Origin of the sequence: Bacillus sp. TH13 (assembly GCF_016651175.1) — a bacterium.
Classification (GTDB): Bacteria; Bacillota; Bacilli; order Bacillales; family Bacillaceae_G; genus Bacillus_A; species Bacillus_A thuringiensis_S.
Genome location: NZ_JAEKEJ010000025.1, coordinates 1,325,209 through 1,349,993 on the forward strand (window position 1 = coordinate 1,325,209; position 24,785 = coordinate 1,349,993).

The following is a 24,785-nucleotide window of genomic DNA, read 5'->3' on the forward strand; positions in this document are numbered from 1 at the left end:
GAGGTGATTCCAAAATACATTTTGGAATCACCTTTCCTTTACTATATTCGAACGTGTAACTTCATATTTGGATTATAAAACTGGCTTGGGCTCTTTAACTGAAAAGTTCCTCCACCTTCATGCCAATCAACCGTTAACTTATCGTCCATAAATACAAGCTTTGTACGATCAGCGATAAAGTTCATTGTGCTTGATTCAATATCCACATCGCGCTCATCTTTCTCTGCTACAGCTACTAAATCGATGATTCCGCTCATGACACAACCGCAACCCTCATTATCGTAAAATAACTTTATATATTTCGCTTCACTTGGAATCGTATCCATAATCTTTTTATATGCTGCTTCTGTTACAGTAACGTACATATGTTAATCTTCATCCTCTCTTCTCTTATCATTCATATATTGTATCACCATTTTTCTTAAAAGTTATATACAGAAAATTAAGACTAATATACAATGTATGTGATAAAGTTTCAGTACTCGAGCTTTTATGAGTAGTTCATGCAGGAGAAAGGATGTTTACTATCCGTGTTCAAACTACAACGATATCCCATGTTATTAGGTCTATTTAGTAGTTTCTTCATTTCTAGCGGAATGCTATTACAGCATGTACTTCCCTATTCTCCTTCTATTAGCTGGATCCTAGGTTTTATTTGTTTCCTATCCGCTTCTTATTTTGCTACGAAGAATACAAACAACTCATAAAGCAAGAATCATCTTAAGGAGGATTATCAAACATGCCAGCCTTAAAAAAAATAGAGCAATCACTCGATCACTTATTCCAAATTGAAAAATACGGAAAAGATAGTGCCTTTAGTCGATTTATCCCAGCCGTATATGATCCTATCAAATTTCCTTGGCAACAATTTTTCGAAGCAAATTTTGTAGATTTATTTAACGGCCTTATGATGCACGGATCTGAAAATGTAAACAAAGTATTTTTAGCTGTATTCCCTACAGATGACGTTCTTGAAACATTCATTTCACAATCCACACCTGGTGATTTACTCTTTATGCACCATCCCCTTGTAATGGAGTGTGGTGATCCGCTTGGAAGATCCGGTCGCGGTTTCATACCAATTCCTGAAAAATATTTGCAAGGAATAAAAGAAAAACAACTTTCTATATATACATGTCACGTACCAATGGATTTTCATCAAACGCATGGAACGAGTATTTCAATTGCAAAAGCATTAAACGCTACTGTAGTGGACGACTTTGCATATGGAGGTCCAGAACAAGAACCAATTGGCCTTATTTGTGAAATAGATGAAACATCAACAGAAGCACTCCAAAAACATCTAAAACAACTCTTCCAGATTCCTTACACAGACTTCGAAGGTAAACGACATGATTCCATCAAAAAAATCGCAATTATCGCTGGATGTGGCGATGTTGTATCTTTAATGAAGGAAGCAGAAGAAAAAGGTGCTGAAGCATATATTACAGGAGAAATCCATTGCCATATCGACAATGATTACGGCCGACATAAATACTCGCTCATTATGGATTATGTAAAAGAAACGAATATGTCTCTAATTGGTGTGTCACACTCTGCCTCTGAATATTTAGTGAAAGAGACATTGATGTATGATTGGTTTAAAGAAAATTTTGATGTGGATGTTATTTTGCTTCCGCAGGAGAAATGGTGGCTCTAACGCTACTTAATTCTCCTACCGGTATCACTGGGCCTACGGGGAACACTGGGCCTACCGGCATCACTGGTCCTATGGGGAACACTGGGCCTACGGAATCTGCCGATAGTGCTTCAGCAAAAAGTATTGTTTTTCAAGGAACAAATGCTGGTTTTCAACGTATAGCGGGTTCTCCTGGAATTGACTCCAATGTTATTCCATATGTCACTGCTGGAGCCGGTAGTATTGTTGGCTTTTCTGCGTCTATAAATATAAATAATTTACCTGCTGCTGTTTATACGATTAATATTTGCAGAAATGTCCCAACAAACCTCACAACCCCTACTTCTAGCTACATCCTATCTACTATTACATTAACTACTACTGACAAAATTACCGGAACTATGGTATTTTCCATTAAACCAACGGATAGCGGAGCAGGACAAATTCAAGTATTTAATCCTACTCCAGCAGTAGGTCCCGCTACTGTAACTTGGAATAGCATTACAACTGGAAACCCAGTTGCAAGAGGAGATGCTATATCCCTTTATATTACCCCTGGAATTACTGCGAGTGCTGTATATTCTATTTTTCTAATTACTAACATATAGCAATTCATTCCATAAAAAAAGACCCGATATTCGGGTCAACAAATAGAAATATAAATGAACTACAACAAATAACAGACAAAGCCATTATATATTTTTCATAGTAAAACATCCATTATTTTCTTTTTACACTATCAATATATTATTTTTTGTTATCGTCCTCTTTTTTAGAACGTCTACCTAAGAAGAACACAAGAACTAATAATATAATTACCAGTAGTACTCCGCCGATAATGTAATATAGCTTGTAGTCTTTTTTCGTTTCTACCGCTGTATCATTTAACTTATCGGCTGTCTTTCCTTCAATTGTAAATTTCTTCGTCCATTCCCATTTTTGATCGCCATCAGTGGCTTTCACTTCTACTCGGTACGTTCCTGGATCAAATGCTTTGTTTTCCCAGCTAATAGCATAATCAAAGTTTGAGTTTGGCGCCATTCTTAAATTTTCTTTTTTCGCTTCAAATAAAACGTCTCTACCTTTTTCTTTATATACTTTTGCATCAACACTTAAATTTTTTAACATTGCTGGCTTTACGTTTTGTAAATTTGCAGTAACAACGTTACGCCCGTTAATTTGTGTTGGCTTTACTTCGTTTAATTTCATGTCTGGTTTTACTTCAGCATCCATCTCTTTTAAAACAACACCAATTGCGTATGCATATTTATTTTCAATTTGCACACCTTCATCTTTTTTCTTTGCATTCTCATCTTCTTTTTCTTTAAAGTATAAACCACCTAAAATAACACCATCAAACGACTCACTTGGCATTTCTAGGTTTATATCAACTGTCACTATGCTGTTAGCTGGGACTTTCGTTTCTTTTGGCATTTTAGCAATTTTAGAAAACGGATATTTCAAAGTAGAATCCATTTTTGGTTCTACTGTACTATAATCTGTAATACCATTGCTATTCGTAATTGCTGTATTAGCAAACGATTCGACCACAACTTCTTTATTCGTATCATTTTTCATTTGGACTTGAATTGTTTGCTTTTGTCCAGGTTGCATTTTCAAATCAAAATACGTTTGATTTTTATCAATTTGATTTTCTGGTATAACTGCTGTCACAGCGAATTTCATTTCAGCTGCATATACTGAAAAAGCGTTTACCATGAAGAATGTAATTAATAGTAAGCTAGTAAATAGTTTTTTTACCATCTCTTATGTAATCCCCTTCATATCCATTTTATAGACAAGAAAGAGACAAGGTTAAAGCCATTCCCTTATCTCTTCTCATTTTCCTCTTTTATCTTAAAATTCCTCTTACTTACATAGGAGCGTCTGTTAGTTCCCAAGTTAGTGAAGTTGTGTATTGTGTTTGTTCTTTTTTCGTTTTACCTGGTACAGATAACTCTACGCTTTGTTTCGCTTCTGTTGCATCTTTACCAAACGTATTTACCCATGTACCCATACCTTGGTTTTCTTTTGCATCGATTAAATCAGATGCTGCACCACTTGGATTTAATGTGATAGATTGTTCTGCTGTTGGTGCGTCGCTACCTGCATTTGATTTCAAAGCTGAATTTTTTAATGTTAATGCCGCACCATCCAACGCTTTATCATCTGCAGTTTTGAATTGACCATTTTGTTTTACTGTTAAATGCCATCCAGCATTTGTACCACGATTATCTGTTACTTGAACGTAGTTCGGCACGTCAATTACAGAACCGTCTACTTTTTTCTTTACTTTATCTAATTCTGCAAAGTAGATTTCGTTATTCCCTGATGCTTTTTGTGTTTTAAAGTTGAAGTTAGATACATAATCAATACTTAGTGGACCATCTGTACCTTTTTTATCTGGATCAACTGGATCTACAGTTTCATCTGGATTCTCTGGATTAACAACATCAATTTTATCTGTATTTTTCTCGAATTTAATGAATGCTTTTGAGTCTAATTTCCCGCCATCTTCCTCAGCTGCAAATGCAGACGTCCCTACTGATACTGATGATAGTGTTACCGCTCCAATTAATGCTATTTTTGCTAGTTTCATAGTTTTATACCCCTTTATAATCATTTTTTAAAATTCAGTCATTCTTAATTTTCAATCTTGTATAAGCTTAGTTTGGTGTATCTTCTAAAGTCCAAGTTAACTCAGCTGAATATTTCGCACCTTTTTCTTTCGCCGTCGTACCTGGTACGAATAAGCTCACACTCTGTTTACCTTGTTCTGTTCCTTTACCAAATGCAGTCGTCCAATCACCCATACCTTTATTCTTTGCGGCAGTAGTAATTTCCACCGCATCTCCACCTGGAGCTAGCGTTACTTTATTTTTAAATGTTGTAGGTGCATATTGTGCATCAGTTACAGAATTTACAGCTGGGTTACTTAAGCTTAAAGCTGCATTTGTTAACTCACTATTACCACTTTTAAATTGTGCATTTTGCTTTACTTTCAATTTCCATCCTGCATTTGTACCACGGTTATCTGTTACAGATACGAAGTTAGGTACTTCAACTGTTTTGCTCCCTTGTTTCACTTTATCCAATTTTGCAAAGTACGTTTGATCATTACCAGAGATAACTTGCTCGCCGAAGTGTAAGTTAGAAACGTAGTTAATACTTAATGGACCTTTTGTTCCTATTTCATGGTCACCAGGGTTCTCTGGTGTAACTTTTTCATTTGGATTTTCTGGATTGTTTGGATCTGTTGTGCTTGTATCTTCAATAAACGTTACATCTGTTTTTGATTTCATATTTGCTTTCTCTTCCGCAAATGCTGAAGTTCCTACTGCTGCAACTGATGTTAATGATACTGCACCGATTAATGCTAATTTTGCTAGTTTCATATGTACCTTCCCCTTTTCTCTGTTTTCATCTATTTTTTATTTTGAATACACTTGCTTTCCCCTAATTCTTTTGAATACATATAGAGATAAAACAATCGAAAACAATCCTATATATTGTTTGAAGTCCCGTGTCTGGCCTCCTGTTTTCGGTAAATATTTATCTCCATTTTTATTTTTATCAACTGTCTCTTTTTTTGTATTTATCTTTGTCGGATCAGTTGAGGTATTTGGTGTATAGCTATTCGAAAATGTAATACCCGCTTTTGAATTCGTACTTGTAGCCGTTACTACATTTGCCATAAGAAACGGCACACATATAACTGTGGAAACGATAATACCAACTATTTTTTTCATTACTCTCTCCTTTCTAAAATTTATATATTTCATATATTTTTAGAGAGGAGCATCGGTTAATGTCCATTCTAGCTGTCCAGCATATTTTGTATTTGCTTTGACATTCGGCCCTGGTTTTACTTGTAAATGGATTCCCTCGTTTTCCTTCCAATTTAATGAAACCTCCTCGTCGTTTTTAGAAGTATACGAGAATGCTTCTATACTAGAAGTACTTAAAGTTGTATCCTTTCCATTTCGTTTGTAAATCAATGCTCCTGTCAATGTGTCATTTTGCGCTGAAGTTAATGGTGTGATTTCCTTTACATATACACTCCATTTTTGCTTTTTAACACGATCATCGGTTACCTTTAAAGGATTTGAAATCGCCTTCGGTGCGTATGTCGTTGTTTTCGATGGAATTGTTAAATCTCCAAATGTAATTTCTTTTGGTACGTCTACTAACTTTAAAGTCCCATCAACGACAGTAACCGGCACTTGAATCTCCGCTTGTACACCTTGCTTCGTTTCAATTACAACCGTTACAGTATGATTCCCTATTATTTTGGTATCCGGAATATTGATTAACTTCACTACTGATATTGGTTTATCTACATCCAAATTCGTATCTACAGATAAATCTGTCACAAATTTAGAAATATCCATTTTTGTTAAATCTGTTCCTTGCACTACTTTTTGTGGGACTGGTTTCCCAGTTGGAATACCTTTATAGCTTATTTTTGCGACTCCATCTCGATTACTATCTTGCCCATTCTTATCGCCATCTAAATAATTTTTAGCTGACACCGGTATTTCAAGATAACCATTTTTGTAATATTTCATTACATCAGCACCTTTTACAGGAGAACCTGTAATTGTCATCTCGTAAATTTTCCCGTTGAATTCTTCTGTTTTTAGCGCATTTGCTTTCGCAACCGCAGTGACTTTATTGTTTTTCCTGCTAATATCAAAGAAGCTACTTACATCATCTCCACTCTCCACATCTTGAATGGAAACATCATTCACAGTAAAATCCTTATTCACTTCACTTTCTAATACGAAAGATTTCGCATAGTGAATCTCTTTCGATTGAGCAGGCATATTTTGATATACCTTATAAGAAAGTTGACGGGAATTATCTTCCACAATATCTCCTATTACACTTGGAGCTGGAATTTCAATTTGTGCAATCGCTAATTGGTCGTATGATACATTAACACCTGAAGCATTTAATCTAACTTCTAGCGGTAATTCTGTTAAATTATCAAATGTAATTGTCATATCTGCTTCTGGAGTAGCTACTGGACCTGCTGTTCCAGAAAACTCTATTTTATTATTCCCTTTGTCTTGATACCTAATTGAACTCGTATCATACACGTATAAATTTGTTAAATGACTACCATCATTACGTAACGTTACATTTTTATAACTATTTATCCTTTTGAAATTCCACATTGCCGTTAATGGTACTTTTTTACTTGTTCCGTGTTCATAAAATTCAAAGGAAGCATTATAAGTTTGTCCTGACCTTCCGTTCCCATATAATTGTAAAAAGTTTTTTGCATCACCTTTAGTTATTGGTGTTTTAACATCTACAGATGAAGCTGTCATAGAGTGAATATTAATACGGACATCAATCCATTTCCCTTGATATTCACCAGCTTTTTTTATTAATACGTACTGTTCTCTATTTGAATTTCTAAATGTATATTGACTTTGACCAGTTCTGTCATTGCTACTACCCTTTACCTCATATGTTACTTGTGGGCTCCAAACAAATCTAAAAGCATATTTACCCGAGATAGAAGGCCCTTCACCTGTTCTATTATTTATTACCTTTACATTTGGATATTTAAGAATACTTGTAACAGGACTAGCAGCTAGTAGAGATTGGCTCTTTAATACCTTCTCAGCTTGAATAACAGGTAATTCCTGTTTATTTTCGTTTATCCTATTGCTCTCTTTTAATTCATTTTCCTTTGGTACGAGTTTTTCATTAACCTTTTCTTTCGCTAAAGTCTTCGTTTCTTTTGGAACTTCAGCATTAGTAGAATTTATTTCTTGTTTTTTATTTTCTTCCGATACTTTCACTTTTTCACTTATTTCTTGTTTCATAACTTCCTCTGAAGCCTTTGGATTTTCATCAGAAATAGCTACATTTAAAGCCTCTTTTTTCTCTACAACATGTAGAGAAGGAGATTCAATTTTCTTTTCATTCCCTTCAAACTTCACTATCGGTTCAAATTTGTACTCTCCAACTTTTTTCATTTGAATGACTACATATACGTCACCGATAAAATTACTTTGTTCATTCTTTTCAATTTTTACAATATGATCTTCTGTTACTGAAATGTTTTGAATCGCTTTATTGTTTTCGTTCATTTTTTTTGTTTCTGCTTCATTGAACAGCTGTTCATTAGATAATTTCAGCTCGATATTAGCATCTTGTTTATTTGTATTTGTAATCTTTAATACTACATTTTCATCAACTTTTATTTCTTGTTTATCCATATGAACGATAAAACGTCCTTGCTCGTCGTTTGTAACCGCATAAACTTTCGTTGCAGAGTAGTCTAGCACACCAACTTGTGTAAATAATATTCCTCCAGCGAGAAGTATACGCCCAAATTTCCCTATTTGATTTTGCAATGTACTTCCCTCCCTCGCTTTCTACTTACCGAATATTCCGAACATTAAATGTATTAATCGACTAAGTTTACAATCATAATGTGTATTCCTAAAAAATAAAAAGCCTGGTTGCCTTTTCGATTTTCATACATCACAACATGTGTGAAAATCCAAACTGCAACCAGACTATCATAGTAATTTTCATTACCTTAGACTCTTAGCTTTGCGACCTATCCTTTCGAACAGTGTGCCCATTTATTTTTTTTTGAGACAATAAAAAGTCCAATTGCCTCTTCGATTTTCATACATACAACTATGTGTGAAAATCCAAACTGCAACCAGACTATCATAGTAATTTTCATTACTTTAGACTCTTAGCTTTGCGACCTATCCTTTCGAATAGTGTGCCAAAAATAGGTATTTATTTATCGTGTTTTGAATATACCATTAAAACCCAAAAAAGAAAATAGTTTTTTTAGAAAAAAACAATTAATTTTTATAGTCTAAATTTTTCACTGGAAAATCCATAATAAAAACTAAAAAAAACATTTTGATCTTAGAAATACATCATACATTCTTTATCGATAAAATGAGATTTTTACTATCCACAAATAGCAAGATAAAATAGAAAAACATCACTTATTTGGAAGTGATGTTTTTTCTATTTAATGCAGTGGTAACATAACCTCAACCGTCGTTCCAACCCCAACTTCACTTTCAAAACTCATTTTACCGTTGTGGTCTTTAATAATTTTTTCTGTAACTACTAAACCTAGACCAGTTCCTGTTTCTTTCGTTGTATAAAAAGCTTCATTTAACTTTGGAATTTTATCTTTCGGAATGCCGCATCCCTCATCTTTCACTTGAATGATGATTCCATCTTTTACAGTAACTTTAATCGTAATTGTTCCGCCAACTGACATTGCTTCAATTGCATTTTTAATTAAATTAAAAAAGACCTGTTTTAATCGTTTTTCATCACATGTAATTGATGGTAAGTCTTTACTGTAAATACCTTGTATGTGGACTCCTTGTTTTAAAGCTGGCTTTTCCATAACTCGAATAACATAAGAGATAATTTCTTGTATGTTATGAGTTTCTGATTCTAGTGATTTAGATTTCTCAAATCCACTAAGTTCTGTAGCAATTATATGAATCCGATCTACTTCTTGTTTCATAATATCACTATAAATTTTATCCTCTGGATGCTTGTCTGCTTGTTTATTCACAAGTTTTTTTAAGTTTGCTAAAGGTCTTCTAATCTTATAACCAATAACCGTCGCCATTTTTCCAACAGCTGCTAGTTTTTCTGTCTGTTTTATTTCTTTGTCCATCATCTCAAGCGTACGAACGTAAGACTGAACCCTCAAAAATATAATCCAACATATGATAGTAAATACACTATATAATGCCATTGGGATTAAAACGAGAGAAGATTGAATAATGATTCCTGTAAGAGCGTACTTCCCGACAAGTATCGCTGGAACTAGCCAGAAATATCTTTTGTTCACAAAGATTGGTGCGAACAAAATAAAAAATACTTCTACTATATTTCCACCGTCAAATTCCGCATCGCTACCATAATAAATCATAATGTTATGGATACAATCTAATACATTATAGCCAATTAGAATAATATACTTTACCACAAAAACATTCTTCCATTTCATAAAGTATATTCCAATGCAAAACAATACTACCGTCAAAAAGTAAAGCCATAAACCTAAACCATCTTCAAACTTTCCTACGCCTTCTTGCTCTCCCGCGATTAAAGGTACGATAAATTCATAGGCAAGATCATACACAAAAAATATAATAAAAAATAAACTTAAAAATACTTTCAACGCCTTTATTTCTTCATTTTTAAATATATAGCCTTTATTCATATGGTAACTCCTAGCTTTTCTTCCACTTGGATTTCAGTATTTCCACACTTCCTTGGGAGAATGATGTCTATTCTCGTTCCAGTATCTCTTTCACTTGAAATATGCAGCTCACCAAGGTGCTCGGCGACAATTCGATTCGCTACCGTAAGTCCCAGACCAATTTTATCTTGTTTCGTTGTATAAAAGGCCTCTGTAACACGGGCTAAGTTTTCTTGCTTAATACCATGACCATTATCAATTAAGCTGATCATCACATACTCTTTCCCTTTATTTTCTAACCGTAAATGTAATATGCCACCTTGCTCCATTGCTTCTAAAGCATTTTTTATCGTATATAGAAAGACTCCTCTTATTCTTCGTTCATCACATTCAACTTCTATTGTTTGTTCTCCCACATTAGAAATAAGCTGCACATTTAATTCATTCATTTTTTCGCGAAGAGTTGTTGTTGCTTGTAATACAATTTTTCCCAGATCATGTTTCTTATAAATAGAAGGCTTGCATGTAGCAACTTCCATCAACTCACTTATCATATTATTCATATTTTCTATTTCAAAGATCATACGTTTATAAACAGGATCCTCTTCATGCTTCTCTCTTTGTAATTGCGTAAATCCTTTTAATGAAGCGAGTGGATTTTTAATTTCATGTCCAACCGTCGCTGCCATTTTTCCGATTACTGCTAATTTCTGTGATTCACTAGCAATCGCAATACTTTCCTTTACAGCTGAAAGATATTGTAAAAATCGGTTTAAAATGATATATGCAGCTATTAACATAAGTGTACACATAATAAGGAACATAAATGCTTTTATTTCCTCTAATACAAATAAATAAATTAAATATTTTCCTACAATAGAAGAAAGTAAGATTACATAAAATTTTTTATTTAAAAATATGGGTACAAAGAAAATGAGAATAATTTCTATTATATTTGTCGCATCAAACGCCGCCTTATTATAAAAAATATACGAAAATATATTAGCGATTTCTATCCCTATGTATGCAAATATCCATGCATATTTAACAAGGTTTGCCTTCTCTTTTTTCACTAGATATATATTCACGCACAGTATTGCTACTCCGCAAATAACTTGCCATATTATGTTGTATCCCTTATCCATTATTGATTTATCTTCTAATACGATTGCATAGAAAATTTGATATACAATAACAATGACATATAACACCCATAAAAGGATTTTTGCATTTCTTTCTTCTTCTTTATATGATAGAAAACTTTCTTTCACTTCAACACCCCTTCAAAATAATATCTCGAAGAATACCATTTATTATAATAAATGATTTTCATAGACAAACAAAGATAAATCGAACATTTGAGGAAAATCATCCCAACCATGCAATATCTTCATGCTATATACAAGCATAAAAAACATAAACAATAATACGTATATTATGGGAGGTGTTTTTTATGGACGGCAAAAAAAATAAAAAGACAGAACAACTCCAATCTTTCACGCGTGAAAATGAAGGAAAGGAGATGACAACAAATACAGGTGTTAAAATTTCAAATGATGAAAACTCTTTAACTGCCAGTGATCGTGGCCCTACCCTTCTAGAAGATTTCCTTATGCGAGAAAAACTTTCTCACTTTGACCGTGAACGAATTCCAGAACGAGTCGTTCACGCACGAGGATACGGAGCACATGGCATTTTTGAGTTATATGAATCTTTAGAAGAGCTAACAATGGCCCACTTTCTACAAGACCCTTCAAAAAAAACACCGCTTTTCATTCGTTTCTCTGAAGTAGCTGGATCAAAAGGAGCAAATGAAACGAATCGAGATGTAAGAGGATTCGCCGTTAAATTTTATACAGAAGAAGGAAATTTTGATTTAGTAGGAAACAATATTCCCATTTTCTTTATTCAAGATGGCATTAAATTTCCTGATCTTATTCACGCCCTTAAACCAGAGCCGCATAATGAAATTCCACAGGGACAAACAGCACATGATACTTTTTGGGACTTTATCGCCAATAATCAAGAATCAGCTGCAATGATGATGTGGATTATGTCCGATCGTACAATTCCAAGAAGCTTTCGAATGATGCAAGGATTTGGCGTTCATACATTTCGTTTAGTTAATAAAAATGGAAAGTCACGATTCGTGAAATTCCACTGGAAGCCAAAGCTCGGCGTTCATTCGTTAATTTGGGATGAAGCACAAAAAATAGGTGGTGCTGATCCAGATTACCATCGCCGTGATTTGTGGGAAAATATTAATGCTGGAAACTATCCTGAGTACGAACTTGGCATTCAAATTTTAGAAGAAGAGGACGAATTTAAATACGGATTCGATATATTAGATGCAACGAAAATTTGGCCTGAAGAAGATTTCCCCGTTAAAATCATTGGGAAAATGACCTTAAATCGCAATGTAGATAATGTATTCGCTGAAACTGAACAAGTGGCACTACACCCTGGAAGTATCGTTCGTGGTATTGACTTTACCAATGACCCTCTCTTACAAGGTAGACTCTTTTCTTATACAGACACACAATTAGCACGCGTTGGTACAAATTATCAAGAACTACCGATTAACCGTCCAATATGCCCATTTCATAACAACCAAAGAGATGGTGCGTCTAAATATATAATTGACAAAGGAAAAGTTGCCTACCATAACAATTCCTTAGCAAATAATTCTCCTTATACTGTACCTGGGACAAAGGGGGGATTCGTTACATATCCTTCTACTGTATCTGGTCATAAAACAAGGGAAACTGCTGCTAGCTTCAAAGACCACTTCTCTCAAGCTCGTTTATTTTGGAATAGTATGAGTCACGTCGAAAAAATCCACATTATACAGGCTTTCTCCTTTGAATTAGGAAAAGTCAAAAGTAAATCTGTCCGCCAACAAGTCGTTGATATGATTGGACATATTAGTACAGAATTGGCTACTTTAGTTGCAGAAGCTCTGGGAGCAAAAGTCCCAAATGTGCAAGAATCCAACGTTACAAAATCATCTCCAGCACTCAGTATGGCAAATACGACCTTTAGTCCTAATACATTACGAGTAGGTGTCATTGTTGCAAATGGATATGATGGGCCAAGCGCACAATATATAATAAATCAGTTCAAACAAGTAGGTCTTCAACCAGTGATCGTTTCCGAACGATTAGGCATAGTGCAGGGAACGTCAAATGGACATTGGGAAGTAAATGATACCTTCTTAACAGGCTCACCACTCCTTTATGATGGATTACTTCTTATCGGCGGAAAGATGGATGATCATTTTCTTAACAAAGCAAGTTCATTTGTCGTAGAATCATATAATCACTTTAAGCCGATTGGCTTCTTCCAAAACGGCTCTTCTATTATTCAATCTTTAAATATCAAAGGAAAGCCTGGTGTTTTAATAGAACAAGACCCTACGCGACTAGCAAATGAATTTATTAAAGCTATGACAAAACAACGATTTTGGGATAGAGCATATTCATAAAATAGGGGGACATTTATGTTTGTTACTGTCGAGAAAGATGTGCATATTTTTGTGCAAGATGTTAATCCTGGTCCAGGTAGTAAGACTGTTTTCTTCGTTCACGGATGGCCTTTAAATCATCAAATGTATCAATATCAACTCAATGTTTTACCAGAGCATGGCTTTCGCTGTATCGCCATGGATATACGAGGGAATGGGCAATCTGATAAGCCATGGACTGGTTACACCTATGATCGATTAGCCGATGATATCGCAATTGTTCTAGAAGCACTCCAAGTAGAGAACGCTACATTAGTCGGTTTCTCAGTTGGTGGTGCTCTTTCTATTCGCTATATGTCTCGCTATAATGGGCGCCGCATTTCTAAGCTCGCATTAATTGACGCTGTCTCCCCCTCTTTCGTTAAAAATCAAGAGTCCCCTTACGGTGTACCGAAAGAACAAGCAGATGCTCTCATTAATCAAATGTATGCTAATTTACCAAAATTTTTAAATGATGTATCTTTATCCTTTTTCAATAGAAACTTAGGAGCTGCAACCCTTGAATGGTTTTCTTATCTCGGTATGCAGTCCGCTTCTTATGCCCTTATCAAAATTTTACAAGCAGCTGCAAATGAAGATGTAACGAAAGATTTAAATAAAATTAACGTCCCAACAAAAATCTTCCACGGCGTTCACGACCAACTTATTCCTTACAAAAGTGCTGAGCTTACGCAACAACGAATTAAAAATTCTCAGTTACACGCTCTTACAAATAGTGGCCATGGTTCACCAATCGATCAAGCGGATGAATTAAATAAAGAACTGATAAAATTTTTACATGCATAACAACTGCAATACAAGATTGAAAGTTAATATGATCGATTTTTTACAAAACATAAAATTCACATATTTCTCACAAATACACAAATAAAACGATTACATTTTCATATATACTAAATGTACAAGTAATACTCCCTAAACCCAGCTTGTCTGGTTACCCCGTTAAATACTATGAAAAAAGAACTTGTATCGTTATACAAGTTCTTTTTGTTTCTTTTATTAAAAGAGGATTTCTTTGCTATATTGATTTCCAACGAGTAAATCATATTGAAGCATTTTATATTGCTCTAACATTTCTTTTTGTTTCTTTGTTAAATCATTGATTACTTCTCCATTTTTATCAACTTTTAATTCATCTCTAAGCACTGGTATTTCCTTGTAAAGTCCCGATAAAAATTGATAAAATGAGGATTTATTTAATCCTGCATAATCAAAAATAAGATTAGAAAAATAAATTGGGCTTACTAAACCTAAATTATCATTTGGCATATCAAAGTTTGCATACATTAATAGCGGCGTTTGCGCCATCGCTAAACGTTCACTCGGTGTTTTTTCATTCGTTATATACCCATTTTCTTTATAAAAAGATTTATTTGTTCCTAATGATGGAAGGTGATCTCCAAAGAATACTAATAATGTAGGTCTATCTAAATTATCTAGTTGCTCTATTAAATATTGAAGAGCCTCATCTGAACGTCTTAATCCTTCTGTATACGTCTCTAATTCTCCCTTTGATTCTTCATTTTCTAGCCCGCTAATTTCTATTAGGTTTTCACCAAATCGGCCCTCTGTAAAGGGAAAATGATTTTGCATCGTAACTGCATGAATGAATGTAGGTTGTTTTTGTTTCTCTAACTCAGCAATTATCTCTTTACTCATCTCTAAATCACTAATATAATCTCCATCAATATCCACATTTTCCATCGTGTCATCTGCATTAAACTTATCAAATCCTAACACCTTATATACATCATCACGTTTAAAGAATGTGCGTCCAAATGAATGAATTGCACTTGTGTAATAGCCTTCTTTTTTCAACACCGTAGGGATTGATGGAATTTCTTTCTTATTTGTAATAACCTGCTGATATGGTATAGAACCTGGCTTTAACAAACTCATTGAATAACTCGTTAATGCCTCAAATTCAACGTTCGCCGTATTTCCCCCAAATGTAGGAGAAATAGTTTGTCCACCAGGAAAGTTTTCTATATAATGATGTAAATTTGGTACAGGATCTTCACTAAAAGAAAGGTTGGTTACTTTCGTCGGATCCCAAAACGATTCACTCATTACAAAAATAATATTCGGTTTCTCTTTTTTCTTTTGGTTCCCTATATTTCCACTATATTGTTTTTTTATATCGTTTGCTATTTGAAGCATATTTTCTTTAGAATAATTTTTTGGTTTTTCCATAACTGTTGTATCTAAATTGCTAATAAACCCCAGTACAAAACCATTTGAAGCATAGTTCTCATTTTGATTCCACAAAACAAAATCTACACCTGATTTTTGAAATACTTTATTCATAAATGTATTCGCAAAATTACCGTACGCATATAGAACAAAAATAGATCCTATTACTAATAAAGCTCTTATTCCTAGATGAATTTTTACATTTTGAATATACCTTCTCATATATATCCCCGCTACAATACAAACTACGATACTTACGATAATGATTAAAATATAACCCCAGCTAAAATAGTCCATCACCATCGGTATAACAGATTGCATATGCGTAATTTGTGTGAAATCAGAAGGATATAACGGATCACCTCTGAAAATAAGCTTCAAATAATTCACAATACCTAAAATGACTAACGTACAGCTAGATAAAACCATACTTAGAAAGACCTTACCTATTAAATTATATACAAGAATATATATTGCATAAATTACTACAAAACTTAATATAAACTGCATATTATAAATGTAAATCCAATTCATTGTCTCTATGAAACTCATATTAACTTGCATTACAATATAAAATAATGCTACTGCATGAGCTAGCAAAAATAATATAAAATGCACTCGCAGAGATGCCCTAGGTATAGACATCTCTTTTTTATTGAAATGCGTAATATAAAATGTTATGCCCCATATGAAAATCATCATAACACTTAAAACAAGCTTTTGATTTAAATGATCTTTCATCATGTCTAAATTAAAAACCTTTAAAATCATAAACAGCATAGTTATTACTAATAAAGTCACCATACTACTTATAATGCTAGAAATTAATATACTTCTTTTCGGAAGATGAAAAAGTGTATAACCATACTTCAATTCATTCCCTCGTTTCTATGTCTTAATTTCCCCGCATCGAAAGAACTATTTCTATTAAAATAACATATATTACATATTTCGTCTGCATACTTGCTTCTATCATAAATGTATTGTCTTAATATTTCCTTAATCAACAGTTAAATTTTCCATACAAATTATTCATTCTTGAAAAACTTCATTTTAGCATTCCACTTTATGATATAATAACTATGTTTTGGAAATCATTAATACTATTAAGGGTTTCTCATGAAAATACGAAAGAATTAATAAAAAAGGAGTTGCTCATTTTTGCTTACTAAGTTTAAAAGTTTGCCTAAAGCGGTATATGCAATTTTGGCGCTTTCTTTCCTGTTGCACGTTTTTTGTTTAGTAAAACAGCCAGGATTGGATGGGGAGTTAGTCAAAGTAACATATGGTGCAAATGATGCCTTTAACTATTCGTTAACAGCTGAACAACTATTAAAGCATGGTGTATTTGGTTATGTGTATTTAGAACCTAGTGAAGTTCCAGGAAAAAATGCATATATCACACCAGGTCAGCCATTACTATTAGCTGGCGCTATGATTATTTCTGATATTACATCAATTCCTTACTATTACGTAGCAACTGTTATTAACATGATCATGAACCTTTGTACAGTGCTATTAGTATTCTTAATAGGAAAAGAATTGTTCGAAAAAAACATTTATGGAATTGTTGCAAGTATTTTATACGCTATTTATCCAAGTAACTATACATACTTCCGTACATTGCTAACAGAAGTTCCATCCATATTCTTATTGGCTTTATGTGTATATGTATTTGTTCTCGCATGGAAATACAATAAAGTGAAATTCCATATATGGTTTGGAATTGTCGTTTCAATTTTACTTATGTTCCGTCCAAATCCAGCTCCAATGATGCTCATTCCTGTTCTTGTTGTGTTATTTACATATGGATTTAAAGACTCCATTCGAATCGGATTGTTATGGTTTATCGGACCTTTCTTTATTATTGGCGCATGGGTTGTTCGTAACTATTTAGCACTCAACCAATTTATTTTATTCTCAACCCAAGGTGCAGATCCACTAATTGCCGGTGCAGATCCATTTAATAAAATTGGATATGAAAATATAGTAAATGAAATGAGAGCTAAAGGCTTAGATGACAAAGGTGCATACGCAAAAGAATTAATCAAGAATGGATTTAAGACGGACTTCACTTATTGGTTCTCTTGGTTCACTGTCGGTAAAACAATTGAGTTATTCAAAACAGCTCCTGCTGTAGACCAATACCGTATTCATAACTTTATGCAACTATGTCATAGAGTGTTTATCATCGGCACATTCTTGAGCAGCTTGTGCCTCATGCTAAATTCATTTAAACATAAACGCGTTATGATGCTAGTAGCAAGTTCTATTATTTACATTATCTTCTCAAACTTATTCTTAGCAATTAACCGCTACGGATTTTTCATTAATCCTCTTATGTGCTTAATTCTTGCATACGGATTAATTCACATTGTGCAGAAGCTTCCATTCTTCCGCACTAACCAAGCATAATAAGAAAGAGGTCGGCCACAGATGGCCGACCTCTTTCTTATTACCCAACACTTTGCACACGGCCAATTTGTCCATTCTGTAATCGCACTTTAATTCCATATGTATGTGTTTCTGTATTTGTCAAAATATCTTTCACAACACCACTCACTGTTTTACTATAATCATTATCTAATTGGATAACTACATGTGAACCAACTGAAATTTGTGATCGTGTTGGTTTCCCGCCCGTTATTTGTTTTGTATTTTCTTGCTTTTGTGTTCTCTCTTGTTGTACAGGTTGTTGTTGCTGAGCCTTCTGTTGCTCTTGTTTGCGTCGCTCTTCTTGCTTACGCTTTTCTTCCTCTGCTTTTTGCTCTTCTTCTTGTTTACGCTTTTCTTCCTCTGCTCTTTGCTGATCTTCTTGTTTACGTTTTTCTTCCTCTGCTCTTTGCTCTTCTTCTTGTTTACGCTTTTCTTCCTCTGCTTTTTTCTCTTCTTCTTGCTTACGTTTTTCTTCCTCTGCCACTTTTTTATCTTCTTCTATTTTTTGCTCATCTGTTGTTTCTTTTACTTTTTCTTCCTCACCTTTACAAGCACTTAAAGCAATTACACATAAGCCCATAAGTACAGAAAATAATACTTTTTTCAACATGAAAAATCCTCCTATATATATTACAAATTAATAACTTTCATAGCATAACAAAAGTATATATATTCTTTTGTAAAAATTTGTCGTATATATTATTTTCCTTATATAACAATACAAAACTACACTTAGAAAGAGGAGATTTCTGATATGAATAAACAAATTCTAAAATCATTTTCACAAGCGCTGTTTTTCTTATAGACGCAAGTTTTTGACAACTATTACTATAAAAAAGAACCTTCCACAAGACAGGTTCTTTTCGTTATTTTATGATAAAAGAGAAAATGATTAGCATGTGTATTATATAAAAGGAAGCAGCCATATTTTCCATACGATACATACGAGTACTATAACTACAAAATCAAAAAAATCTAATCTCGGACCTTTTTTCATATTCATATGTAGCCACATATGAAACCATTTTATTTTCGTATATTTATGAATGTTTTTCTTTGCAAATCGGTAAATAAGCATTTGCATGATAAAAAATCCGGCCACAAAAATAAATAATAAGATGAGAAATCCAATCACAAAATTCCTCCTATTTTTGTAGCGTTTTTTCTACTATCCGATTTTTCAAAACCCACTCTTCAAACTGGGCACTTCCAAATTCCCAGCTAAGATCGCGAGCATGTACAGAAAAAACGTAATGACCAGCATATTCGTCCATAAACCTCCCTAACTCTACATCGTCTTTCTGAATACCGTATACTCCAAAATTAAAATACACATCCCATACGTCTTCATTCTTCCTCTTATAAGCAATCGATTCCATGTCACATTCTGTCCCAAAATAATCAAGATGTAAATGTACGCTATCATCGTATTCGTACTCCATTTTATCACCCCTTATATTTGTACTTCTTTACCATCCAAAAAATTCCTGCTATCTACACTCACATATAGGCACTTACCTACATATCATGCTTGTAGAGTGACTTCTAGGAGGTGTTATATAATGAAAAAATTAATCGTGATTTTTTGCATCATGTTACTAGCTGTTTTTACTTTTGCTGCTTGTAGTAATAAAAAAGAAGGTACGAAAGAACAAACTCAAAACATTCGTGTCGGCGAAGTTACCCATTCTCTCTTCTACGCCCCGTTATATGTCGGAATTGAAAAAGGATTTTTTAAAGATGAAGGACTAGATATTGACCTACAAACAACAGCTGGTGGCGATAAAACGATGACCGCCCTATTATCTGGCGGAATTGATATTGCTCTGGTCGGTTCTGAAACGTCTATTTACGTTCATCAACAAGGAGCGAAAGACCCTATCATTAACTTTGCACAGCTTACACAAACAGATGGGACATTTTTAGTTTCACGTAAAAAACTAGACTCTTTTAATTGGAATGACGTAAAAGGTGTTACATTTTTAGGACAGCGTAAAGGCGGCATGCCGCAAATGGTCGGGGAATACGTTTTAAAGAAAAATGGCATTGATCCTCATAAAGATACAAACTTAATTCAAAATATCGAGTTTGCTAACATTGCAAATGCCTTCGCATCTGGTACTGGAGAGTTTGTGCAGCTCTTTGAACCGACTGCAAGTATACTTGAGAAAGAAGGTAAAGGTTATATCGTCGCTTCATTCGGAAATGAATCTGGTACTGTTCCTTATACAACGTTCATGGCAAAAGAAAGTTTCTTAAAGAAAGATAAAGCTGCAGCTGAAAAGTTCACACGTGCTCTCTATAAAGCACAGCAATGGGTTGATACACATAGTCCAGAAGAGATCGCTGATGCTGTTTCCCCATTATTTAAAGACACTTCAAAAGACATAACAGTCAAAGTAATTGAACGGTATAAAAAGCAGCATTCTTATGCGACAAATCCACTACTAGATGCGGAAGAATGGAAACAGCTCCAAACTATTATGAAAGACGCTGGCGAATTACAAAAAGAAGTCCCACATGAAGCGCTCGTCAATACAAAAATTGCCGAAAGCGTTATTAAGAAATAGAGGCGAAGTGTATGAGTTTTTTACAAATACGTAACGTTTCCCACTGCTTTTTTGCAAAAGAGAATGCCAAACTTATTCTCGAAGATATGAGCTTACAAGTGGAAGAAGGCGAATTTATTTCTATACTTGGTCCAAGTGGTTGCGGTAAAACAACGCTCCTCTCAATCATTGCTGGACTACTTGATCCAATTGACGGTATCGTCTTTTTAGATGGTGAACCGATTACAACGAAAACTTCATCTATGGGATATATGTTGCAGCAAGATTACTTATTCCCTTGGAAAACGATTGAAGAAAATATTATGCTTGGACTTCATATTCGAAAGATTTATGATGAACAGATGAAAGGGCATACTTTAAATCTTTTAAAACAAGTCGGTTTACATGGGGTAGAAGGACAATATCCTCGTGAACTATCCGGCGGTATGCGTCAACGTGCCGCTCTCGTTCGAACGTTAGCAACTGATCCCAAAATTTTATTGCTAGATGAACCATTCTCCGCACTCGATTATCAAACGAAATTAAAACTAGAAGAACTCGTTTTCAACTTACTAAATAAATATAAGAAAACATCACTACTTGTTACTCACGATATTGAAGAAGCGATTGCGATGAGTGATCGTATTTATTTACTGCAAGCGAATCCTGGAAAAATCGCAAAAACCTTTATCGTCCCAGAAAGTATCCGTTCTTTATCACCGTTAGAAGCACGCCATCACTACGATTTCCCAGCCCTCTTTCAAGATATATGGAAGGAGCTGGAACGACTTGGATAATATAAAACAACTACATGAACAATTTCGAAAGAAAGAACGTAGGCGTGCTTGGATTGCTCGCTCTCTACAACTTTTACTACTTATTCTTTTCTTTGCACTATGGGAAATAGCTAGCAAAAAAGAATGGATTGATCCTTTACTCTTCAGCTCTCCTTCAAGTATTTGGGATCTCTTCTTAACGAAATGGATCGACGGTTCACTTTGGGTCCACATATGGACGACATTGCTGGAAACAGGAGTAGGCTTCATTCTCGGAACAGTACTTGGTGCTATTATTGCAACGTTTCTTTGGTGGATGCCACTTCTAGCCCGCGTACTTGATCCTTATCTCGTCGTCCTAAATGCAATGCCAAAAGTTGCACTCGGTCCAATCATCATCGTTATTTTCGGTCCAAACATTTCATCTTCTATCGCAATGGGAGTAATCATTTCCATCATCATTACCATTCTCGTTATTTACAGTGCATTTCAAGAAGTCGATTCTAACTATATAAAAGTGATGGACACATTTGGCGCAAATAAATGGCAATGTTATAAGCAAGTCGTTCTCCCTGCATCCTTTCCAGCAATTATCTCAACGTTAAAAGTAAATGTTGGTTTATCCTGGGTCGGTGTTATTTTCGGAGAACTTCTCGTTTCCAAACAAGGACTTGGCTACTTAATTAGCTACGGATTCCAAGTCTTTAACTTCACACTCGTCTTACTTAGCGTACTACTCACATGTGTTCTTGCAACTCTTATGTATGTATTTGTCGAGGCATTTGAAAAAATTCTAATTGGAAAAAGAAAAAGAAGCTGACTCAAAACAGTGCGCTATAGTCAGCTTCTTTCTTTTACCTTTTATCACACATTTTCGTTTCATTTGTAATGTTTCCATCCGCAACCGTAACTGTATGGAAACAGTCTTTCACACGTACTGTAACGACATTATCTTTTCGATCTATCACATGATAATCATTAAACTTTTCATTCAAAGCACTACGAATTTGCTCCCCTTCAAAAATCGGAAAACCGTGAGACATTACCCAAATGAGACCAGCAACAGCAAGAATCGTTTTCATACGTTTCATTACCTCCTCGAGAGTAAACTTATAGTCCCTACAACACGCGCATTATAATTGTGTCTAAATTGTGACATTTTTATACTAATTCTATTTTATACCGCCAGTTCCTTCTTATTTTTAATGAAAATACAGAATTTTCAATTTTATCAACATAAAAAAAACGCAAAGAATTAAAAATTCTTCACGCTTTACTCTAACGAAACTATATCGAACGCATAACTCACATTAGTCTCCACTTTGTTGTTCTATCGTTTTCGAAACATCATATAATCCTGACAGCACTTCCGCTCTCATTTTTACAAGCTCAGGGAACTGATAGAAGAAAGCAATTTTCTTATATTTTAACTCTGTTCCTTCTTTCACTTTTTTTGAATCTTGTAAAATGAACGCTGTAAATGTATCTGCGATATCTTCCGTTACATTTGTTGTTCCATACAGCGATACAAACTCATCATGCTTTTCTTTATAAAATTTAATTTGTGCCTCTTCACTTTCTTCTACTTTCTTTTCTGTCCACTCTTGCTCAATTGGTTTCCAAAATTCATCATAAAATTGGTTAATATACGAAGTTTTTCTCGCACATCCATTTTTCAAGAACACCGTTTTACATTTATTTCGATATGATGAAATGTCTTTCTCTTCATCAAACGCCTCTAAATATTTCCTATCCACTGGTACTTGTTTATGCCCAATCGTTAATACGTGAGCCGTTTCATGAATTAATGTTTTCATCACTTCATCTATATTCACCCCAGAATCGAGCACATCTAAACTAAGCAACCAATCTCTCGGGTCATCCATACTTGGCATGACATGAGCAACAACGCCGTCATAACCATCCGTTATTAGATCAAACCCTGTTATATTCTCACGATATTTCACTGGAATGAGAGTGCGATACATGTCCCATAAAGTTTCATGATACTCTCTATCTTGCCGCTGGCTTAACAAATCATCTTTTGCTACTTCGTCATCTGCAAAAGCTTTATTCAATCTCTTACGATCCAATTTCTCAAAATAAGGATCTACAATTTCATCATCATCGATATAATAAGAAGCTAAAAAGAAATAATTTTCATCCTCTTCTTTTTTCTGTTCCGCCTCTTTCATATTCATACTTTCATACTCTTCTATGTCATAATCCTCTACTTTTTCAAGTTCTGAAAGTCCCTCTATCTTTTTATATACTTTTTGTAATGTTTTATCTCCTATTTGCGTGCACTCTTCTTCTGTTTTACAAATTTCTTTTTCTTTCGTAACCTCGATAGCACTATCGCATCCTGCAACTAAACTGCTTGCTATCATACAACACACTAACTTGCCATACAGTTCCTTCATACAATCCCCCATTATTCCATTCTACAAAATATCATAATCATTTTTTTGCGAATATGCGATAATTAATTATAAAAACTGCAAGGAGGCTTCCCATGATTCGTGCAATCTTATTCGACTTAGATGGAACACTATTAGATCGGCGCCAATCTTTAGAACAATTTATTTGTGAGCAATATAATCGCTTCGCCTCACATTTGAAGAGCATAGAGAAATCAGAGTATTGTTCTCGATTTCTTGAACTCGATAATAATGGCTATACGTGGAAGGATAAAGTATATGCTACTCTCTTTTCCGGATACAACATTACTACTTTAACGCAAGAACAACTACTACACGACTATATTACAAACTTCCAACATCATTGTATTCCTTTCAAAAACACGCATGAACTACTTCAACAGTTAAAACAGCGAAACATTAAAATTGGTATTATTACAAATGGTTTTACTGAATTTCAGATGAGCAACCTTCGAGCACTACATATACATACGTATACAAACACCATTCTCGTTTCAGAAGCTGAAGGAATTAAAAAACCTCATCCTGAAATTTTCGAACGTGCTTTGCAAAGACTAGATGTGAAGGCAGAAGAATGTCTTTATGTTGGAGATCATCCAGAAAACGATGTGCTTGGTTCTGAACAAGTAGGGATTCTTGGTGTTTGGAAAAAAGATTCGTTTTGGGGGAATTTTAAGCATTCACGTATCGTAGATGATTTGTTGGAGGTGCTTTCGTTTTTAGAGGTGGAGCTTAAACGGTAAACTGTTGCTTACTTGGTTAATCTATAACTAGAAATTTTTTATAAAACTGTACGTTGATAAGATGTGCTTCCCTTATTTTAGCTTCTATCTCATGAATTTTTTTCTATTCTCTTCCCATTCTTTCTACTTATAAAAAAAGCCTAGCATTTATGCTACGGCTTCCTACTTTATGTTCTTTAAAATGTTGCGTAATCCACAAAGATTTTCTCCTCTTTTATATAAAATTAGGATTAATAGAAGAATCTATATTTATATATTCTTTTTTGC

The 24,785-nt window shown here is 34.3% G+C and carries 22 protein-coding genes, 1 pseudogene and 2 riboswitches; of the genes and pseudogenes, 9 read left to right on the forward strand and 14 right to left on the reverse strand.

Annotated features, from left to right (window positions below; genetic code table 11):
• Window positions 1-41: 41 nt before the first annotated feature.
• Window positions 42-365 carry an iron-sulfur cluster biosynthesis family protein gene (locus tag JFU02_RS15130; protein WP_000289569.1) on the reverse strand — a complete coding sequence of 108 codons (324 nt, stop codon included), beginning with the start codon at window positions 363-365 and terminating at the stop codon, window positions 42-44.
• A 374-nt stretch (window positions 366-739) separates the two neighbouring features.
• On the opposite strand from JFU02_RS15130, the gene JFU02_RS15135 reads away from it, so the two are divergent.
• Both JFU02_RS15135 and JFU02_RS32475 read left to right on the forward strand, forming a co-directional pair.
• Complete coding sequence (locus JFU02_RS15135; protein ID WP_001111121.1) at window positions 740-1,660, forward strand: Nif3-like dinuclear metal center hexameric protein; 921 nt, start codon at window positions 740-742, stop codon at window positions 1,658-1,660.
• A 26-nt stretch (window positions 1,661-1,686) separates the two neighbouring features.
• Window positions 1,687-2,247, forward strand: a pseudogene (locus JFU02_RS32475) (collagen-like protein); the annotation flags it as partial.
• Window positions 2,248-2,386: 139 nt separating this feature from the next.
• Here JFU02_RS32475 and JFU02_RS15145 read toward each other — a convergent pair.
• The 7 genes from JFU02_RS15145 to JFU02_RS15175 form a co-directional block, all read right to left on the reverse strand.
• A complete protein-coding gene (locus tag JFU02_RS15145; RefSeq protein WP_201071197.1) occupies window positions 2,387-3,403 on the reverse strand; it encodes a WxLIP family cell surface protein in 1,017 nt (338 codons plus the stop codon).
• A 109-nt stretch (window positions 3,404-3,512) separates the two neighbouring features.
• Entirely contained in the window at window positions 3,513-4,238 is a 726-nt protein-coding gene (locus JFU02_RS15150; RefSeq protein ID WP_097821020.1) for a WxL domain-containing protein, read from the reverse strand.
• Window positions 4,239-4,305: 67 nt separating this feature from the next.
• Window positions 4,306-5,034 (reverse strand): WxL domain-containing protein, encoded by a 729-nt coding sequence (locus tag JFU02_RS15155; protein WP_000761532.1) that lies wholly within the window; start codon window positions 5,032-5,034, stop codon window positions 4,306-4,308.
• A 36-nt stretch (window positions 5,035-5,070) separates the two neighbouring features.
• Window positions 5,071-5,388 (reverse strand): EF2685/EF0750 family sortase-dependent surface protein, encoded by a 318-nt coding sequence (locus JFU02_RS15160; protein WP_000724871.1) that lies wholly within the window; start codon window positions 5,386-5,388, stop codon window positions 5,071-5,073.
• A gap of 39 nt (window positions 5,389-5,427) precedes the next feature.
• Window positions 5,428-8,013 (reverse strand): WxL domain-containing protein, encoded by a 2,586-nt coding sequence (locus JFU02_RS15165; RefSeq protein ID WP_201071212.1) that lies wholly within the window; start codon window positions 8,011-8,013, stop codon window positions 5,428-5,430.
• 152 nt (window positions 8,014-8,165) lie between these two features.
• Window positions 8,166-8,254: riboswitch (cyclic di-GMP riboswitch) on the reverse strand.
• Window positions 8,255-8,322: 68 nt separating this feature from the next.
• Window positions 8,323-8,411: riboswitch (cyclic di-GMP riboswitch) on the reverse strand.
• A gap of 246 nt (window positions 8,412-8,657) precedes the next feature.
• Window positions 8,658-9,878, reverse strand: a complete 1,221-nt coding sequence (locus tag JFU02_RS15170; RefSeq protein WP_001032634.1) for an ATP-binding protein — start codon at window positions 9,876-9,878, stop codon at window positions 8,658-8,660.
• A complete protein-coding gene (locus JFU02_RS15175; protein ID WP_000664893.1) occupies window positions 9,875-11,128 on the reverse strand; it encodes an ATP-binding protein in 1,254 nt (417 codons plus the stop codon). Before JFU02_RS15175 ends, JFU02_RS15170 begins: the two co-directional genes overlap by 4 nt.
• 182 nt (window positions 11,129-11,310) lie before the next feature.
• On the opposite strand from JFU02_RS15175, the gene JFU02_RS15180 reads away from it, so the two are divergent.
• The gene (locus tag JFU02_RS15180; RefSeq protein ID WP_061667128.1) at window positions 11,311-13,341 is read left to right on the forward strand and encodes a catalase; all 2,031 of its coding nucleotides are present in this window, start codon (window positions 11,311-11,313) and stop codon (window positions 13,339-13,341) included.
• Window positions 13,342-13,356: 15 nt separating this feature from the next.
• Complete coding sequence (locus JFU02_RS15185; protein WP_000498278.1) at window positions 13,357-14,166, forward strand: alpha/beta fold hydrolase; 810 nt, start codon at window positions 13,357-13,359, stop codon at window positions 14,164-14,166.
• A gap of 213 nt (window positions 14,167-14,379) precedes the next feature.
• On the opposite strand, the gene JFU02_RS15190 is transcribed toward JFU02_RS15185, so the two are convergent.
• Window positions 14,380-16,446, reverse strand: coding sequence for an LTA synthase family protein (locus JFU02_RS15190; RefSeq protein ID WP_201071215.1), 2,067 nt, complete (start codon window positions 16,444-16,446; stop codon window positions 14,380-14,382).
• A gap of 288 nt (window positions 16,447-16,734) precedes the next feature.
• Here JFU02_RS15190 and JFU02_RS15195 point away from each other — a divergent pair, with 288 nt between their 5' ends.
• Window positions 16,735-17,988 (forward strand): glycosyltransferase family 39 protein, encoded by a 1,254-nt coding sequence (locus JFU02_RS15195; protein WP_201071218.1) that lies wholly within the window; start codon window positions 16,735-16,737, stop codon window positions 17,986-17,988.
• Between the two features lie 40 nt (window positions 17,989-18,028).
• On the opposite strand, the gene JFU02_RS15200 is transcribed toward JFU02_RS15195, so the two are convergent.
• From JFU02_RS15200 to JFU02_RS15210, 3 genes are all read right to left on the reverse strand, one after another.
• The gene (locus JFU02_RS15200) at window positions 18,029-18,619 is read right to left on the reverse strand and encodes a YwbE family protein (protein WP_201071221.1); all 591 of its coding nucleotides are present in this window, start codon (window positions 18,617-18,619) and stop codon (window positions 18,029-18,031) included.
• 294 nt (window positions 18,620-18,913) lie between these two features.
• On the reverse strand, window positions 18,914-19,144 hold the full coding sequence (locus JFU02_RS15205) for a hypothetical protein (protein WP_000578981.1): 231 nt from the start codon (window positions 19,142-19,144) through the stop codon (window positions 18,914-18,916).
• A 10-nt stretch (window positions 19,145-19,154) separates the two neighbouring features.
• On the reverse strand, window positions 19,155-19,451 hold the full coding sequence (locus tag JFU02_RS15210; RefSeq protein ID WP_000455579.1) for a DUF3986 family protein: 297 nt from the start codon (window positions 19,449-19,451) through the stop codon (window positions 19,155-19,157).
• A 120-nt stretch (window positions 19,452-19,571) separates the two neighbouring features.
• On the opposite strand from JFU02_RS15210, the gene JFU02_RS15215 reads away from it, so the two are divergent.
• Genes JFU02_RS15215 through JFU02_RS15225 form a run of 3 tightly spaced genes read left to right on the forward strand, consistent with a single transcriptional unit; the run spans window position 19,572 to window position 22,154 of the window.
• Window positions 19,572-20,579 (forward strand): ABC transporter substrate-binding protein, encoded by a 1,008-nt coding sequence (locus JFU02_RS15215; RefSeq protein ID WP_000734016.1) that lies wholly within the window; start codon window positions 19,572-19,574, stop codon window positions 20,577-20,579.
• 11 nt (window positions 20,580-20,590) lie between these two features.
• On the forward strand, window positions 20,591-21,355 hold the full coding sequence (locus tag JFU02_RS15220; RefSeq protein ID WP_000009030.1) for an ABC transporter ATP-binding protein: 765 nt from the start codon (window positions 20,591-20,593) through the stop codon (window positions 21,353-21,355).
• A complete protein-coding gene (locus JFU02_RS15225) occupies window positions 21,348-22,154 on the forward strand; it encodes an ABC transporter permease (RefSeq protein ID WP_000368771.1) in 807 nt (268 codons plus the stop codon). Before JFU02_RS15220 ends, JFU02_RS15225 begins: the two co-directional genes overlap by 8 nt.
• 34 nt (window positions 22,155-22,188) lie before the next feature.
• Here JFU02_RS15225 and JFU02_RS15230 read toward each other — a convergent pair whose 3' ends face one another.
• Complete coding sequence (locus tag JFU02_RS15230; protein WP_000849112.1) at window positions 22,189-22,416, reverse strand: hypothetical protein; 228 nt, start codon at window positions 22,414-22,416, stop codon at window positions 22,189-22,191.
• 228 nt (window positions 22,417-22,644) lie between these two features.
• Window positions 22,645-23,757 (reverse strand): recombinase family protein, encoded by a 1,113-nt coding sequence (locus JFU02_RS15235; RefSeq protein ID WP_142308512.1) that lies wholly within the window; start codon window positions 23,755-23,757, stop codon window positions 22,645-22,647.
• A gap of 92 nt (window positions 23,758-23,849) precedes the next feature.
• Here JFU02_RS15235 and JFU02_RS15240 point away from each other — a divergent pair, with 92 nt between their 5' ends.
• Window positions 23,850-24,518: an HAD family hydrolase gene (locus tag JFU02_RS15240; RefSeq protein WP_097820958.1), complete on the forward strand. Its 669-nt coding sequence runs from the start codon at window positions 23,850-23,852 to the stop codon at window positions 24,516-24,518.
• The last annotated feature ends 267 nt before the right edge of the window (window positions 24,519-24,785 follow it).